We start from the raw sequence: 16,589 nt of genomic DNA, 5'->3' as shown, positions 1-16,589 counted from the left end.
GTCTCCATCGGGCGGCGGGGCGCCATAGCCGTAGGTGTAGTTCACGCGCTCGCCGCTGCGCTGGCCGCAGTTTCCGACCTCCGGCGCCCCGTCCCAGGTCCAACCGCTGACATTTAGCAAGGCAGCAGTGTCTTCGACGGTTGAAACAAGTGCATCCTTCGCCTGCTCAGGACTCATCTCATCCTCCTTGGATCCCACACACGCGGCGAGCGTCCCAACAATCGCTCCGAACATAACGACGACCGCAAGCGCCCTGATATATCCGTAGTCAGTAGATCGGGCCATGGGTCATCCCTTCGATCAACGATTGCTGGAAGGGCGTGGGCCCCGGCGGTACGTACGGTGAGACCAGTGCCCCCTGGCCGGTGGTCGCGAGCGCAACGTTGCGCAGTGACTCCGTATCGAAGTCCAGATATCCCGTACCGTCCGGAGTGGAAACATTATGGTCGAGAACGGGTTTACTACCTGCATCGCCGGCCACGCTGAAGGTGTTCGCCCCGAATCCGGGGTCCACCGGGTTGATTGGGTGGTCGGGAGACAACCGACCAGTCCACGCCCATGCGTCCCCTCCGGCCGGGTCGATCTTCCATACATCCTGCGCCTGACCCGCGAAGACCTGGTCGGCCTGCAAATCACTCGCTTCCTCTACGCCCGCCGGGAGACCCGCCGAGCCGAGAGTCACATAGGTGTCGACATGCACCCCCTGCTCCGTCAATGCAAACGAGGATGTCGTCGTGCCATACGAGTGGGCAACGACATTGATCTGCGCGTCTGCCCGAACGACATCGACCGCGCGCAGATCCCGGGCGAGATTGTCCGCCCCGCGCTGGGCGAGGTCGTTGTGCATCACGTCGAAGCCTCCCTCCGCGACGGGGATCGAAGGAGTTTGGTATCCGATCCACGCGACGACGGCGTGCGTACTTCCACTATCCGAGCGGTCTTGTTTCGTGAGGAGGTTCTGAGCCGCGCGCGTCCAATCCCCCATCCCTTCCGTTGTCGTCCCCATGCCGGGCACCGCGTAGGTGATGTCGTCGGCAGTATCGAGATCTCCGATCGAGACGGCCGCGAGCGGCGGGGAATCCGCGGTGAGCGACATGAGAAACCTCGGCGCCTTCCCGTCGGGCGACGCCAGCGACGATTCGATGTCCTCCAAACCCTTCACGCGGGAACGTACCTGGTCGAGCCGCTCGGCATATGCCTGGGCCGCGGCGTAGCCGCCGAGGATCTCGTCGTACGTCGGGGGCCTTTCCGCCTCCGCCAACGCCGCGCGGGCGTCGGCCAGCTGGTCCTCGAGCCAGATGCGGTTCGCCTCGTCGCGAGCCGCATAGGCCACTCCCCCGAGGTTGCCGATGATCGCAGGAGCCGCGTGGATGAGAGCGTCCCTCTGAGAGTCGTCGAGTTGCGCCCACCACGGTGCGACGGCGGCGGGCTCCGCCTGGGCGAGGACTCCGGCGAGACTCGGTCGCGCCCGAAGAAGGGCCGCAAGGCTGGCGGCATCCGCACCCGCGAGCGCATCGAGCACTTGGCTGGAGTTCGCGCAGCCGGTCAAAATGGCCGCCCATTCATCCGCACCGAGCCCGGGCGCGGCGATCGCGGCACGAAGCGCCGCCTCGGCCTTCTGCGTCGCAATGCTCAGCGCGGTGCGCGCATCGGCGAGGACCGCCCGCGCCTCGGCCCGCGGCGCGGACCCCAGGAAAGCTCGCCGGTCGGGTCCGAGCCAGCCGGTCGATTCAGCAGGCGCGTCCTCGAACGCTGCCGCATCGAGGGCGTCAGCCTGGTCCCAGAGATCGATCGCGTCTCCCGCCTTTGCGCGCGCGGCGTCAATCGCGGCCGCGACGTCCTCGAGCGCGGACTGGCCGGAGCGGAAGGCCGTTGCCATGGCGGTCCACCCGGATGCCACCGTGCCCGCGCGGGTCTCGTACGCATCGGCCGCTTCACCGGCCCAGTCGGGAACCGTTCGCATCGAGTGAAGCGCCGAACCCACATCCTGCGCGCTCTCAGCGCGCGCCCGCCACGCGGCTGCGGCGCGATGAAGCTCGCCGACGTCACCGGGGATCAACAGGGAGGGGTCCCGGGTGCTTCCGAGTTCGGCTTTCATTCGACGGTCCACCCCTCGACGGCACCCAGCGCTCGCACGTCGGCCTGGGCGTCGGCATCCATGCTCTCGAACATGTCCGCCACCTCACGGAGTCCGGTCACGAGCGCGTCGACACCGCGCTGACGCTCCGCGGTGCAGTCGTTCATGCACCCGACGAACTCCGCCACAGCAAGACTGAGGTCGGGCTGGTCGGCAACGGAAACGTCTCGCAGTTGCGACAGGTCCGGCAAGACATCGCTCATTTTCGTCGCCACCCGCCGCACCTCGTCGACGCAGATTGAAATGTCCCCCACGCGCAAGAGACTAGACATCAGACGCATCGGCAGCGGAGTCCTGGAGTGGATTTCACCCGGTGAATTCACCCGCGCCGCTCGTCACCCCGCGGCGACCGTCACCCCGTACCGGGAGCCAGGCCCTTCAGCCATGAGGCGTCGCTCGAGGGGGTGTAGTCGCCGAAGGTGACCGCGTAGGCGAGGGTGTCGAGGCCCGCGGCCATCTTCTTCTGCATGCACGCGGCGAAGGCGTTGGTCCCCGCCTTGTCCGTCCACACGCCGGCCGCCGTCTGCCCGCCCTTGGCCGCTTTCGCCTTCGCTTGCGACGCCGCGACCGTGGCCTTGATGGCCAGTCCCGTCGCCGAGACCCCTGCCAGTGCGGGCTCAGCCGCGATGAGGGCGGACTCGACGGAATTCACCATCTTGGTGAAACGGGTCGAGGTACCGAAAACCGTCTTCGTCTGCGTTCCGTAGCCGGCACCGAGGGCGATGCCACCGCCGATGAAGCTCTGCATGGCGTACAGCATGTTGTCGTCGCCCCCGGCGGAGTAGGCGGTCAGGCAATCGAACGGAGCCGCCAACATGTCGACGACAGAGTTGATGGTCTGCCCCGCGCTTCGGATCCCGTCGACGGCCTTTCCGCTGACGTTCAACGCCGTCAACGCGTCCGCGGTGGCCGACAGCGCCACTCCCGCAATGCCCACCACGCTGGTGAGCGAGCGGACGTACGCTCCCGCCGCAGCCGTGGCGAAGCCGGTCATGACCTTCGCGGTCGTCGACATCGTCATGACGAAGCTGTCGCCGAAGTCCTTGAGGTCCTCCGAGACCGACGTCGACGAGTAGTAGGCGACGAGCGTCTTGTCGCTCGACATGTGAACTCCGGCGTACTCTCCGTCTTCGCTGCTCGTGGAGTCCGCGCCTGAGCTCCAGTGTCGGAATCGCGGGTTGCCTCCCGTGGTGGCGCGCACGACGACGTCCGTGCCGCCGAGGTAGCGATACGTCGTGGGGCGCGTCATCGTGAACGCCAGAGGGCCCATCGAATCGTCCAACCAGGGCAGCGTCTGATCCTCCCCCGGGCAGTTCGGCGGTGTCATGACCGTCAGCTCCTGGGTGTCGTGCGGCAGCGACAGCGTGTAGCACTTGGCCTGCAACGTCGCGGTCACACGCTTGTGCAGGTAGTCGCCCTCTGCCGTTCGGCCCGCACCGGAGAGCACCACGGGTGCGTCGGGGCTGGTGCCGGTGCCCGAGGCGTCACCCTCCCACGAGACGACGCTGAACGCCTCGGGATCGACGGCCGCCCGGAGCTGCAGATCCGTCCCCGCCAGCCAGGCGTATCCACCCCGCGTGTATCGCGGGTTCCCCCCGACGCCGCAGTCGGCCGGAGCGGTGGAGATGTAGTCCTCGATCGGACTGCCCTTGACCTGATTGGTCGCGTACAGATCGGGCAGCACCGCACCCGAGGGCGAGAGGATTCGCGCCGAGATCGAGGCGAATTCGCACGCTCGCGCCACGACGGTGGAGTCGCCGTGGAACTTCTGCAGCAGGTACGAACCTTCCTGCCACATATTGACCGCGGGGCGGTCCTCCTTCGCCTTCGGCCCGTTCCCGACGTCGGTGAGGGTGTTCGACTTCGAGGCCCACACGATCGTGGCGCCCTTCGCGGCCTCGCTGATCGGGGTGGCATTCACCGTGAGCTCCTGACCGCCTTCGGTGCCCTGGTCGTAGAAGCGGGCGGTCACCCCCTTGTACGGCACGTCGCACGGGTTCCCTTGCGGGCCGAAGTCGAGGCTGACGTCGAGAGCGCCCGCCGGCTGCGACGAAATGTCGATGCGCTTGCAGTTCTGCCACTTGCCGTAGGCCGCGACAGCGGAAGTGTCCTGGGTGAGGACAGCGGTCACCTTCGCGATCGCGGTGGCCGTCCCCTTCACCGGAAGCCCCGCCCACCCGAGGAAGGTCAGTCCGCTGGAGCCGCCCGTGGCCTCCATCGTCACCGCGGTGCCGGAGAGGTACCAGGGCGAAGACGCCGTGCCGCCCACCGCCGGGCAATTGCCGGGCGTCTGGATGTCGACTTTCGCGTCCTGGTACAGATCGCCCGCCATCGACGTCGAGAGCGACACACAGGTGCCGTAGGTGGCACCGATCGTGAACGGGCGGTCACCGACGGAGAACGAGAACCGGCGACTTCCCAGAGGCGCGGTGCTCTCTGAGATCGGCGAGTATCTATCCGTGCTGCCCGCCCACGAGGCGAAGTACGTCTTGGCGCCGGCGCCCGCGTCCTTCAGCGTTCCCACGACGGTCGTGCCGTAGCGGTAAGCCGACGTGCCGGCCACCCGGTCGTAGCAGTTCGACGCGGTGTCGATCGTGATGGTGCCGCCGATCGGCTGGGCGATCTCAGGAAGGGCGTAGCACTTCGGCCCCACAGCAGCCGACACGAAAGCGGTGTCGGGCGTCACCTTCACCGTGATCGAGTCGGCACGGACGCCGTCGCCGCTGATGAGCTGCGCGCCGTCTCCCCATCCCACGAACTGCTCGCGTGAGCGCAGTTTCGAGCGGTCGATCGAGACGGTGAGGTCGGAATCCCATGCGGCGGTGGTCTCGACCCGATCGCCGGTGCGTTTGACGGTGTAACCGCACTTGCCGCGAACGTCATAGCGGAGCGCGTCGACCGGCAGGACGGCCCCATCGTAGTTCTGCACCGACAGGATGACGGGAACGCACCGGACGCTCGTGGTCGCGGTGACCGTCATGGGGCGGAGGGAGTTCGGGCCGGCGATCGACACGGGCGGGTCGACGAACTGGCCGGTGGTCGCTCCGAGCGAGACGCCGTTGACGGCGACGTCGTCGACGTCGTACTTCTCTCCGGGCGTGACCCGCACGAAGACGGGCGTCGATTCGAAGTAGCCCGCGCCCCCTCCGCAGTCGGGGACCGTCACGAGTTCGATGTTCGCCGAACCCGCCGGAGACGAGGCAGGTGCTGCGAAGGGGACGCACGCGACGATCCGGCCCTGTCGCGTGACGGTTGCGGGCTTCCACGCCGTCGTCCCGCTGTACTCGAGGGTGAACAGAGCGTCATCGGTCGTCCGCTGGTACGCCGGCAACGTGACCTGGCAGGTGCCGCTGAGCACCGCCGCCGTGCACACCACGGTGTCGCCGCGACGGATCTCGATCGTGCCGAGATCGCCTGCCGCACGCGGCCCCGCCACCGACCACGACACGGGAACGGTGGTCAGGCCACCCCACCGCTCGTTCTGGCCGACAGTCAGGCTGACGGTGGGCTTAGAGCGGTCGAATTCGACGAAGGCCGACCCCGAGCCCGGTGCGTAGTTGTCGGCACCAAGATACTTCGCGGTCAGGATGCGGTATCCGCCATCGCCGAAGGTGAGGGTGCAGGTGCCGGATGCCGTTCGGTCGCCGTCTCCGTCTCGAGGTCCGACGAACGCGGTGCACGTCGCGCCCTGTCCGTCGTCGATCACGACGGACCCTTGCGGGGCGTGGGCCGGGAGGGCCTCACCGAGTAGGAGCGGATTCGCCTCGTGCGCGTAGCGGACGGACACCGTGACCGGGCTCGACTGGCCGGCCTGCGGTTGTCCGGGATCCAGCGTCACCACAACCGGGGCGGCCGTCCAGTCCTGCTCGATCGCGGTGTAACTCTGCGCGAACCGATCCTCGTCGGGGAGGAAGCGCGCCTCGATCGTGCCGCTGCTCGCAGCGAAGGTGCGAGCGGACACCCGCACGGTGCCGGTGGCGGTCACGGCACCGGTCGCGAATGGCTTTCCGTTCCGCGTGAGCTGAACGAAGCCCGTCGGCTGAAGCCCGTCGGCGTCGACCGTCACCTGGTAGGAGGTCACCGTGTCGGAGAAGACCGCTGTCGCACCGGGCCGCTGGTCGGCCGGGGCGAGCACCACCCGGGTGGGGACGCGCGTCACGCGAACGGTGAACTCCTGGCTCGTGCTGCGCGTGTTCGCGTCATCGCCGGAGTAGTCGATCACGAAGCGGTAGTCGGCATCCATATTCCTGAGCGTCGACGGCAGCGGGAAAGTCGCCGTGGCGGACCCGTTCTCAAGAGGAACCGTCGTGCCGAGGTCGCCGAGGAGATTGTCGGCGCTGCGGATACGGATCGTGCCGGAGGGCGTCACCGTGCCGCTCATCGTCACGGGCACCGACAGCGTCGATCCCACCTGGACGGCGGTTGGCGCGGTCAGAGCGAACGTCGGCGCTCCAGCAAATAGCTGCACCTGATCGAACGCGTAGCTTCCGCCCTGGGGTGTGACGTATCGGTCGTCCCACGGTTGTCCGAGGTACGTGACCGAGACGGTGTACCAGCCCAGAGAGGTGGTGCGGATGCCGCCGAGCCGTGTCGACGAGAGTGTGGCGACACCGTTCTCCAGCGTGGCGGTCTCGTCGCCGATGTCACGCCCATCCGGTCCGGTCAGGACGAAGCGCACGGCGCCGCGGGCGACGAACCCGGCCGGGGCCCCGGGAACGCTGACGGTCGCGACGGCCTCGACGAACCCGCCGAGTTGCGCCGTCGCCGTGACCGCGGCCTGCGTCTCGCGCGGCGTCAGGGTGATCTTCTGCGCGGCGAGGGAGCCCGTGGCATCCCTCGCCGAAGACCCGGCGAAAGGCCCGGTCGGCTCGAAGCTCGCGGTGAGCGCACCCGAGTACGCGAGACTCGGGATCTGCGCACCGAAGGTGACGGGCACCACGACATGGCGCTCACCTGCGACGCCCGTGTCATCGGCGGACGCCAGGGTCACGCGTCCGACCTCGATGTTGGTCAGCGTGACGATCACGACGCCGTCGGGGCGGACGTCTCCCGCCGCGTTCTTCACGCTCACCCCCACTCCCAGGTCGCTGTTCCACGGCAGGGTTCGGGACTCGTCAGTGTCGAGGGTGGTGCTCGTCGGCGCGGCGGTGACCGAGAGCGACCGCGAGGTCGACGCGGAGTCGAACTGGTCGTCACCACCGAAGTCGGCGACCAGGGTGTACACCCCGGGGAGGAGCGCGCCGCCGACCCGGACGCGCGCGGCACCCGTGGCCAGCGAGAGCGATCCGAGCGATGCCGTTGTGCCGTCGGCCGAGACGGCACGGAGCGTCACAGTGGCGTTTTCGGGGCTCAGCCCGCTCGCGGCGAGTTTCACCTCCACGGCTGCTCCCGCGGAGTACGCGACGGAGCCGGGGGCGTCGACGGTCAGCGTCGGCGTGGCCCGTGCGACGGTGACGTCGATCGCGGTCGACGCAGACCCCGCGAACACCGGCGATCCGACGTATCGGGCCGTGACGGCGCCGCCGCCCACGCCGAGCGACCCGGCCGGGGCGGTGAAGGTCGCGGTGGCGCATCCCGAACCCGTCGCGCACGCGGCCAGAGCCACCGATCCGAGCACGGAGGATCCCCGGACGAACTCCACCGAACCCGTGGGCGTCCGTGCGTCGCCGCCGGTGGTCACCGTCGCGGTGAACGAGACGGAATCGTCCCAGTGCACGGCCGTCGACGACGCCTGCAGAGCGGTCGTCGTCGCGGTCGAGAGAACGCGCACGGGGTGCGCCGCCGAGACGGATGCCGAGAACCCGGACGCGCTCGAGAAGGCGGCCGTGAGGACGTGGTCGCCGACGGCGAGCGCGTCGCCGGGGACGACGACCGTGTAGACCGCCCGGGCATCGCTCGCCGAGACCACCCCGATCTTCGCCGCCGTCACCGCGACACCGTCCGACAGCAGGGTCAGGGCCCCGCTCGGCGTCGCCGTGCTCGGGGAGAGCGTGTCGACGACGACCGTCGTCGTGAACGGCAGTCCGGCCGTCACCGATGAGGGGCTGGAGGAATCGAAAGCGGTGGTCGTCTCCGCCGCGGTGAGGTGGAGCCCCACGCTCTCGGACGTCCCTCGGCCGTACACCTCGTCACCGAAGTACGTGGCGGTGAAGGAATCGGCACCCCACGCGTAGCGCACGCCTGGCACGACCGCGCGGCCCTGCGCGTCGAGGGTGGCGGTATAGCCGCCGACCGAGACCGTCCCCGTCGGGATGGGCCCCCGCCCGCTGACGGTCACCGTCGCGGCCGCTCCGACGGGGTCGCCGTAGACGGCGGTCGCGGCGGGGAACGACAGGGTGACCGTGGCCGCGGAGCGGATCAGCAGTGTCTGCGCGCTCGCCGTCGCGCCACCCCCGGACGCGTCGTCGCGGGTGTAAACGGCCCAGAGCGCGTGACGGCCGACGCCGATGCTCTCGGCGGAGAGGAGGAAGGATGCCGTCCCCTCGGCCACCGCGACCGGCCCGGCGACGACGGTCTTGCCGGCCGCGTCGGAGGCCAGCACGACCGTGCCCGGCTGATCATCGGCGACGGACACGACGGCGGTGAGCGCCGCGGCATCTTCGAGGGTCCAGTCGGAGCCGGAGCACGCGGCGCGCGGGGTCTCCGGCGCGCAGGCCAGCGAGACCGCGACGACGTCGCCCGCAATCGTGAGCGTCTGCGTGATCGAGGTGCTGTCGGTATAGGGAGAGCTGCCGGTGAAAACGGCGGAGTAATCGTAGGAGGCCCCGCCCTTCAGACTCGGAACCTGCACGACCGCGGTGTCGGTGATGCCGTTGGGGATCGATGCCTGCGTGAGGGGGATCGGACCGTAGGTCGCGCCATCGACGGTGAAGGTGACGGTGCCCTGCGCGGCGCTCGGGGTGATCGCCCGCACCGTGGCCCGGAAGGTCGCGCTGCCGCGCACATCGGCGTCCGGCTCCGCGCTGGCCGAGAGAACGGTGGAGCCGTCGAATTGCATCGCTCCCAGATCGCACCCCTGTGCGGGGCGGTGGCCGCCGCGCGCGTCGAGGCTCGGGCAGTCGATTCCCGTGCCGGCGACAACGTTCAGCTGCGCCCCGCCGAGCGGATAGACGGGGACGGCGCCGGTCTCATCGAGAGCCCCGAAGTACGACTGGCCGCGGTTCACGGTCGGCGAGCCGGGGCAGCTGCCGTCGCCCTGAGCGTGCGCGTTGTGGTCGCCCGACAGACGACCAGAGCAGGCGAGGGCGGGGGTATCGATCGCGTTCGTGCTGAACAGGGAGTTCCGCACCGTCGAGGTCGGCACCGCGCCCCCGTCGGTGCTGGTCGACGGGCTGCCCAGCGATCCGCCGTCGAAGTCGACGAAGGTCGAGTTGACGACCGTCATGCCGGCGTCGGCCCACACGTCCGCGCCTTGATTGCGCGTCTTGTCCCACTGGTCGGTGATCTTGTTGCGGCCGAACGTGGAGTTGACGATGGTCGTCGCACCCGTGGTGTAGATCGCCGCGCCACGCGAGCCCTCGGAACCCAGCGAGAGAGTGTTGTCGAGGAAGGTGCTCGAGTCGACGGTCAGGTCGCGCGCGAACACGGCACCGGCGCTGAAGCCGCCCTGGTTGCCGCGGAAGACCGTGCGCGTGAGGGTCGTGGACGTCATCGCGGCGATGAGCGCTCCGCCGGTGTACGTGTCGAAGCCGCCCCGCAGGGTGAGGTCGCTGATCGAGAGCGCCCAGTGATCGCTCGCGGCCCACAGCAGGCGCATCGTTCCGCCACCGTCGATCACGGCGCCGTTGCCGATGATGTCGAGAGTGCCGCTCGTGATCGCCGAGGTGCCCCCTCCGCCGGCTCCCCCGCCCGAGCCGGTCTCCTGCGACGGCGACTCGTCGGAGGACGGCGACTGCTCCGAGGTGGTCTGCGCCGACGTGACGACGTTCGACGCGAGCTTCATGACGGCACTGCCGAGCTCGCCCGTCGACGATGCAGCGGGAGCCTCGGATGCCGAGGGCTCGGGCGAGGGCGCAGGTGTCTCCGAAGACGTGGGCGACGGGTCACCGCCCTCCGACGGACTCTCGGTCTGCACGGGAGCGGGGGCCTCGGACGGGATCGTCTCCGAGGGCGTCGTCTCGGACGGGGCCGGCGTCGGCGCAGGGTGATCCTCCCCCGTTCCGGGTTGTTCCTCTCCCCCGGTGCCGCCGGACCCCCCGCCGGTGGTCACCGTGTCGGGCTCGAAGCGCAGAGGAGCCGCCAGCGTGATGACCGGGGCACCCGAGATCGTGATGGTCGCCCGCGGCGCCCCCGATGCGGCGACGTCCGCCGCGGCGGCGAGCGCGGCGCGCAGGGTGCAGTCCCCGCTGCCCGCGAGACACGAGGCCTTCTGGGACGCGAGGGCCGTGGCATCCGTCGTGTCCGTCGCAGAAGTGACCGTGAACGAGGTGACCGGGGTGGCGGCATCCCGAGCAATCGCGGCGGAGCCCGTGGTCGCCGCCCCCAGGGGCAGGACCAGCGCCATCACCACGGCCGTCGCCACGCGCGCCATCACCGGAGAGGGCACCGGTGTCGTCGAAGGAACCACGGGCGACGCCACGCGGAAGATGCGCCCCGACGGGCCCGCCGCACGACGGTAGAGCGCGACAGCCACCACCAGAGGCAGCGGAGCGACCACGAGCGGCACGACCCCCGACAGCAGAGCGCCGAAGGTGGCATCGAGCGTCTGCCCGAGCAGACCGGCCGCGGTCACGAGGGCGAGCGGGACGAGCACGCTGAACAGCCACGCCCCGAGGATCCGCCAGCGACGACCGGCTGCCGCCTTCTCTGCGGCGATCACGGCCGCGCGCGGCCACGCCGGCTCCAGCACGGCGGCGGGCACGAGCAGCACCGCCGTGGGGAGCACGCGCCACAGCACCCCGAAGGGCACGGCGAGCACCAGCCACAGGCGCCAGCGGGTGGCATCCGGTCGTCCGCTTCGATGGCGGATGAGGGAGCGGATGCCGAGGACTCCGAGCGCGAGAAGGCCCAGCGCGCTCACGAAGGGGGCGCAGATGAAAGCGAGGGCGGCGGCGAGGACGGAGATCCCCGCGGCGAAAAGAAGACGCGGGACGAGCCGCACCCCGGTCCCCACCGAGCGCCAGATCCGCGGGCGCTGGCCCGCCAGCGAGGCGTCGACCAGGCGCGCGAGCGCCGCGATCGTGACGAGCACGAGGGGAGAACCCGCCAGGGCGACGATCGCCGACGCGAGCACACCGACCGCGGCGATGCGAGGCTCGACCGTCGCCGGCGCCTCGGATACCCAGTCGTACAGGGCAGTGCCCTGGGCGGCGAGCGCGACGCCCAGGGCGAAGAAGACCACGGTCAGAGCGACGGCGAAGATCGCCTGCACCACCAGCAGCCTCCACCACGACGACGCGATGGCTCGACCGGAATCACGCAGGGCACCCAAGAGCATGTGCTCATGTTCGCTGACGGCGGACTGTCAACCCCTAGGTGGAACCCACCTACTCATGCCGACACGACCCGGGCACGGCTGCGACGACGTGAATCGGACAGGACTGCGCCGAGGGTCCTCACGCGCACGGCATACTGATCGACGTGAAGAGCCCGGGTGCCCCCGACGGCGACCGGGTCGCCGCCCTCGCCGACCGCATCGAGGCCGGGCGGGGCCGCGCGTGGCTCATCGAGGGCGTGCCCGGCGCGGGCGCCACCCATCTGTCCGAGCACCTCGCCGATCGCCTCGGCGAGCGCGGGTTCGACGTCGTGCGCACCTTCGCGCTGCCCGAGCTCCGTGGCATCCCTCTCGCTGCTCTTCTTCCTCTGCTGCGGCTCGACCCGACTCGAGAAGCCGACGACGATCCCGCTCGCCGCCTGCAGCGCGTGACGGCGCGACTGGCCGGCACGGCGAAGACGACGGTTCTGGTGATCGATGCCGCCGCGTGGCTCGACGACGTGTCCGCGGCCACGGTGCATCAACTCGTCCGGTCGTACGGGGTGCGGGTCCTGTTGACGGCGCGCGTCGGGCAGACGCTCCCCGCGCCCCTCCGTCGCCTCGGTGATGAGGGGCTTCTCGAGCGCATCGCGGTGCCCCCGCTCAGCGACGACGAGGCCGTCGCGGTGATCGACCTGGCCGCGCGAGGCCGGGTCTCCCCGCCGAGCCTGGTCGCGTTCCTGGACCGCGTGGGCGCGCATCCGCTGTTCCTCAGCCTCCTCGTCGCGCAGTCCCTGCGCTCGGGACTCGCCCGGCAGACCCCGCTCGGGCTGGACCTGGGGCGGCCCTCACCGCCGAGCCGTCTGCGCGAGCTCGTCGCCGAGTGGGTCGAGCTCGCCGGAAGCGCTCGAGCGGAGGCGCTCGGACTGCTGGCGGTGTCGACGTCGCTTCCCCGGGACGTCCTCGCCGAAGCCGATGTCGCCGCCCTGGTCGAGGCAGGGCTCGCCGTGGGCACCCCCGATCGCGTGCGCATCGTCTCGCCGCTCGTGGGCGAGGTGATCTCGGACGGGATGCCACCCGCCCACCGCCGCGAGACCGCTGCGCACGCGTCCGCCCGACTCACCGGGTACGACGATCCCCGCAGTCGGCTCACCCGCATCACCCTCGCCAGCGACGGCGACACCCCGCCCGCGACGGAAGAGCTCGCCGCCGCCGCACGGACCTGCACCGCCCTGGGCTTCCACGCGCTCGCCGTCGACCTCGGCTCTCGTGCCCTCGCCCTCGCGGAGGAGCGCCGAGAACCGGTACCGACCGACGCGGTCGTGCTGCGAGGAGAGTCCCTGTGGCTGCTCGGACGCCATGACGACGCCGACCGGGCGATGGACCTCGCCGTCCGCGTCGCGCCCGATGACGCCGCCCTGGCGCTGGCCGCGTCGCGCGCCGGTTCGTACTGGTCGCTCCGGCGGGAGGATCCCGCGCGCGCCTACCGCGTGACGGGTGACGCCCTCGAGCGGATCACCGATCCCCAAGCAGCCGCGTTCCTGCGCACGAGCATGACCAAGTGGCAGATCATGCTCGGCGACCTGCCCCGCGAGACCCTGACCGGCGGTCGCCTGGGCACCGACGGAGCCGAGGCGGCGGTCGCGTCGCTCGACCCCATGCTGTCGGCCGTCCTGGCGGCCTGCCTGTCGGGCGACACGGTCGCCGCCCGCGCGGGGATCGCCGCCGGGCGCCCGCACGCGCGGGCGGCGCTCGCCGTCATCCGGCACGCCGCCGAACTGTTCGACTACGCGGAGGCCGTCGCCGATTGCGCGGACGCCAACCTCCCCGCCGCGCGCGAGGCGTTCCGCGAGCACGCGACGCACCGCCTCAGCGAGGCCGTGGGCATCTGGACGCTCGGCGCCTCGTGGAGTGCGTTCATGCAGGGGGATGCCGACGGCGCCCTGCTGCACGCCCGCGAGGCGACGTACGAGCTCGCGTGGCGGGACCTCCTCGCCTTCGAGGGGCTGGCGATCGGCACGCGCGCGACGGTCGCCGCTTGGCTCGGGCGTCCCGCGGAGGCGCAGGAATGCCTGGACCGGCTCACCCCGGGCATGCGGGCTCTGGTCATCACCGACCTCGAGGCGGCGCAAGCCGAATCGTGGCTCGCCTTCCGTGCGGGTGCGCCGTCACCGGCGGCCCCGGTCGAACGCGCCGTGGAAGCCGCCGAGGGACGCCACCACGACTGGTGGCTCGCTCTCGCCGCCTTGAGCGCCATCCGCATGGGGCAGCCGTCCGCGGTCCTCGCGGTGCTGCGCCGGTTTCCGGCCCACCACGCCGGCCCCTCGGTGCGCCTGTTCGTCGCGTACGGAGAAGCCCTCGAGCAGGGGGATCCCACCGCGCTCGTCGCCGCAGCCCAGGGGCTCGAGACGGCCGGATACCTCGCCGCCGCCTACGACGCGGCCCGCCAGACTCTGGCGCTCGGAGCCCACCCCGACGCGGCGACCGCCGCCCGCCGCGCTCGCGTCATCGTCACCCGCGTCGGTGCGCTCCTGTCGCCCTCGCCGACGGCGCGCTCCGGCGTCGCCGACCTGCTCACGGCGCGCGAGTGGGCCGTCGCCAGCGCCGCGGCCACACGAGCACGCAATCGAGAGATCGCCGAGAGCCTGGGCCTGTCGCACCGCACGGTCGAGAACCACCTCGCCGCCGTCTATCGCAAGCTCGGCGTGAGCGGGCGCGACGAACTCCGCGAGGTCGTCACCGCCGCCGCGATCGCGTGACCTCGCAGGTGCCCGCCCGCGGCGTGTGACGCGGCCGCCGACGGGCGTGGTCCGTCAGCCCCGCGTGCAGCTCCCGGATGCCACGGGAGCCGACAACGACCCCATCTGGGCCATCACGGGCTCGAGTTCGGCGGGGGTCATGGCGTAGCCGACGTTGTCGTCGGTGTCGGATCGAGCGAAGACGATCCCCGCGACCTGACCGGACGTGGTCAGCAACGGGCCGCCCGAGTTGCCCGGCCGGACGATCCCGGCCAGGGCGTAGATGTCACGCGGGGCGGAGGAATCGTCGTAGATGTCGGGCACCGGAACCGTGCCCTCCGACAGGATCTGCGCGCTCCCCGAGGTGAAGGGGCCGCCACCCGGGTACCCCTGCACGACGGCGGGAGAACCGACGGCCAGCGTCTGCGCGATCGGCAGGGAGGCGGCATCCAACTGATCCACAGAGATCACCGCGATGTCGTCGACCGGGTCGAAGTACACCACGCGTCCCTCGCGCGCCGGACGACCCGGCAGCTCGACCAGCGGGGTGTCCACGCCCGCGACGACGTGGGCGTTCGTGACGACGCGGCCGTCGGCGACGACGAAGCCCGACCCGCTCGAGGTGATGCCGCAGGCGTAGGCGGTGCCCGAGATCCGCGCCACCGACTGCGCCGCCTGGGTCAGTGCGGGGTCGTCGAGGGCGATGCTCGGGGTCGTGGGGACCGGGCCGATCTGGATGAGCTCGCCCAGGCGAGGGATGCCGTCGGCGAAGATCGTTCCGCGCAGGTCGGCGAGCGCTCCGCGCACGGGTGCCGGGGTGAGGTCGTCGATCGTGCGCACCACGGTCGAGGAGCCGAGCGCGGCGGAGACGACGGGCACGCCGACCGGGGTCAGGGAGCCGGCGACGAACGAGATGGTGAGGGCGGCGGCGGCCACGTTCACCACACCGCCGAGGAGGCGCTCGGGCACGCGCAGCTTGATGCGGTCGGCGCCGCGCCGGAAGAAATTGCCGACGGCGCTGCCGAGACCCGAGCCGATGACGAGCAGGGCGATGCCCGCGCCGATCATGGCGGGTCCTCGCCATGCGAGGTCGGTGACCCACTGCCCCACGAACGGAAGCACCCAGTAGGCGGCGACCGCCCCGAGCGCGAGCCCCGCGAAGAAGCCGATGGTGGCGAGGAAGCCCCGGGAGAGCCCCACGGCGAGTGCGACCGCCAGAAGGGCGATCAGGGCGATGTCGACGATCGGCATCCGACCTCCTGTGTTCGCTTCGAGGCTAGAACGCCCGTCTGAGAGAACCCTTTCGACGCGCGGGGCGGGGGGGGGCCTGTGCGCCCGTGGCCCCGTCCGTCCGTAGCCCCGCGGCGTCGAACGTGGACCCGGGGCCACGCCGTCTGGACACGCGGCCCCGCCCGAGCCCGCCTGGGCGCCCGAACCCCCGTCCGTCCGTGGCCCCGGGGCGTCGAGCGTGGACCCGGGGCCACGCCGCACACCCCGACCCGCAGCCTCCACCGCGAATTCGCCCTTCGAGTCGGAATGACACTAAGATCGGTTCCGGAGATATGGTCACCATGACACGAACCCCTCAGCCCGAGTCCCGCGACGCCGACGTGCGCGTCGCGGTGTCGACCGTGATCTTCAGCGTGCGCCGCGACGCCGACGACGAACCCGTCCTCTCGCTCCCCCTGGTGCGCCGCACACGCGATCCGTTCGGCGGGCGGTGGGCACTGCCCGGCGGCTGGCTCGACGCGAGCGAGGGGCTCGACGCCGCGGCATCCCGAACCCTCGCCGAAACCACCGGCCTCACCCCCAGCTACCTCGAGCAGCTGTACGCGTTCGGGGCGGTCGACCGCTCCCCCACGCGCGTGGTGTCGATCGTCTATTGGGCGCTGCTGCGCTCCGACGAGGTCGACGCCCAGGTGGCCGCGCACGCCCGCGAGGGCGACGCCCCCGAGAACGTCGAGTGGTTCGACGCGACCGACCTCCCGGCCCTCGCCTTCGACCACAACGACATCGTCGAGTACACGCTGTGGCGCCTGCGCAACAAGGTCGGCTACAGCCGCATCGCCCACGGCCTGCTGCCCGACGAGTTCACGCTCGCCGACCTGCGTGAAGTGACCGAGTCGATCCTCGGCAAGCGCCTCGACCCGGCGAACTTCCGTCGCCAGGTCGACACGTCCGACACCCTCATCCCGACCGAGCGCTTCCGCACCGGAAGCCACCGACCCGCCCGCCTCTACCGCTACAACCGCGACGTGGAGCTCGCCGACCGCGGCCCGCTCCCGTCCCGTCACTGATCGGA

General features: G+C 70.9%; 6 protein-coding genes. 2 read left to right on the top strand and 4 right to left on the bottom strand.

Annotated features, from left to right (window positions below; genetic code table 11):
- Positions 1 to 268 precede the first annotated feature (268 nt).
- The 3 genes from ASE56_RS12295 to ASE56_RS12285 all read right to left on the bottom strand — a co-directional run bounded on the left by ASE56_RS12295 (position 269) and on the right by ASE56_RS12285 (position 11,573).
- Positions 269 to 2,098 carry an alpha/beta hydrolase gene (locus tag ASE56_RS12295; protein ID WP_056230140.1) on the bottom strand — a complete coding sequence of 610 codons (1,830 nt, stop codon included), beginning with the start codon at positions 2,096 to 2,098 and terminating at the stop codon, positions 269 to 271.
- Positions 2,095 to 2,340: a hypothetical protein gene (locus tag ASE56_RS12290; protein WP_162234512.1), complete on the bottom strand. Its 246-nt coding sequence runs from the start codon at positions 2,338 to 2,340 to the stop codon at positions 2,095 to 2,097. The genes ASE56_RS12295 and ASE56_RS12290 overlap by 4 nt, the downstream gene beginning before the upstream one ends.
- Positions 2,341 to 2,489: 149 nt before the next feature.
- A complete protein-coding gene (locus ASE56_RS12285) occupies positions 2,490 to 11,573 on the bottom strand; it encodes an Ig-like domain-containing protein (protein WP_056230134.1) in 9,084 nt (3,027 codons plus the stop codon).
- Between the two features lie 143 nt (positions 11,574 to 11,716).
- Between ASE56_RS12285 and ASE56_RS12280 the strand changes: the two genes are divergently transcribed.
- Positions 11,717 to 14,308, top strand: a complete 2,592-nt coding sequence (locus ASE56_RS12280) for a LuxR C-terminal-related transcriptional regulator (protein ID WP_056230131.1) — start codon at positions 11,717 to 11,719, stop codon at positions 14,306 to 14,308.
- 54 nt (positions 14,309 to 14,362) lie between these two features.
- Here the strand turns inward: ASE56_RS12280 and ASE56_RS12275 are convergent, their stop codons facing one another.
- Complete coding sequence (locus tag ASE56_RS12275; protein ID WP_056230128.1) at positions 14,363 to 15,538, bottom strand: MarP family serine protease; 1,176 nt, start codon at positions 15,536 to 15,538, stop codon at positions 14,363 to 14,365.
- 311 nt (positions 15,539 to 15,849) lie between these two features.
- Here ASE56_RS12275 and ASE56_RS12270 point away from each other — a divergent pair, with 311 nt between their 5' ends.
- Positions 15,850 to 16,584, top strand: a complete 735-nt coding sequence (locus ASE56_RS12270) for an NUDIX domain-containing protein (RefSeq protein WP_176786404.1) — start codon at positions 15,850 to 15,852, stop codon at positions 16,582 to 16,584.
- Positions 16,585 to 16,589: the final 5 nt, after the last annotated feature.

Source organism: Microbacterium sp. Leaf203 (assembly GCF_001421275.1).
GTDB classification, from domain to species: domain Bacteria; phylum Actinomycetota; class Actinomycetes; order Actinomycetales; family Microbacteriaceae; genus Microbacterium; species Microbacterium testaceum_A.
This window is presented reverse-complemented; position numbering and strand designations above follow the sequence as displayed.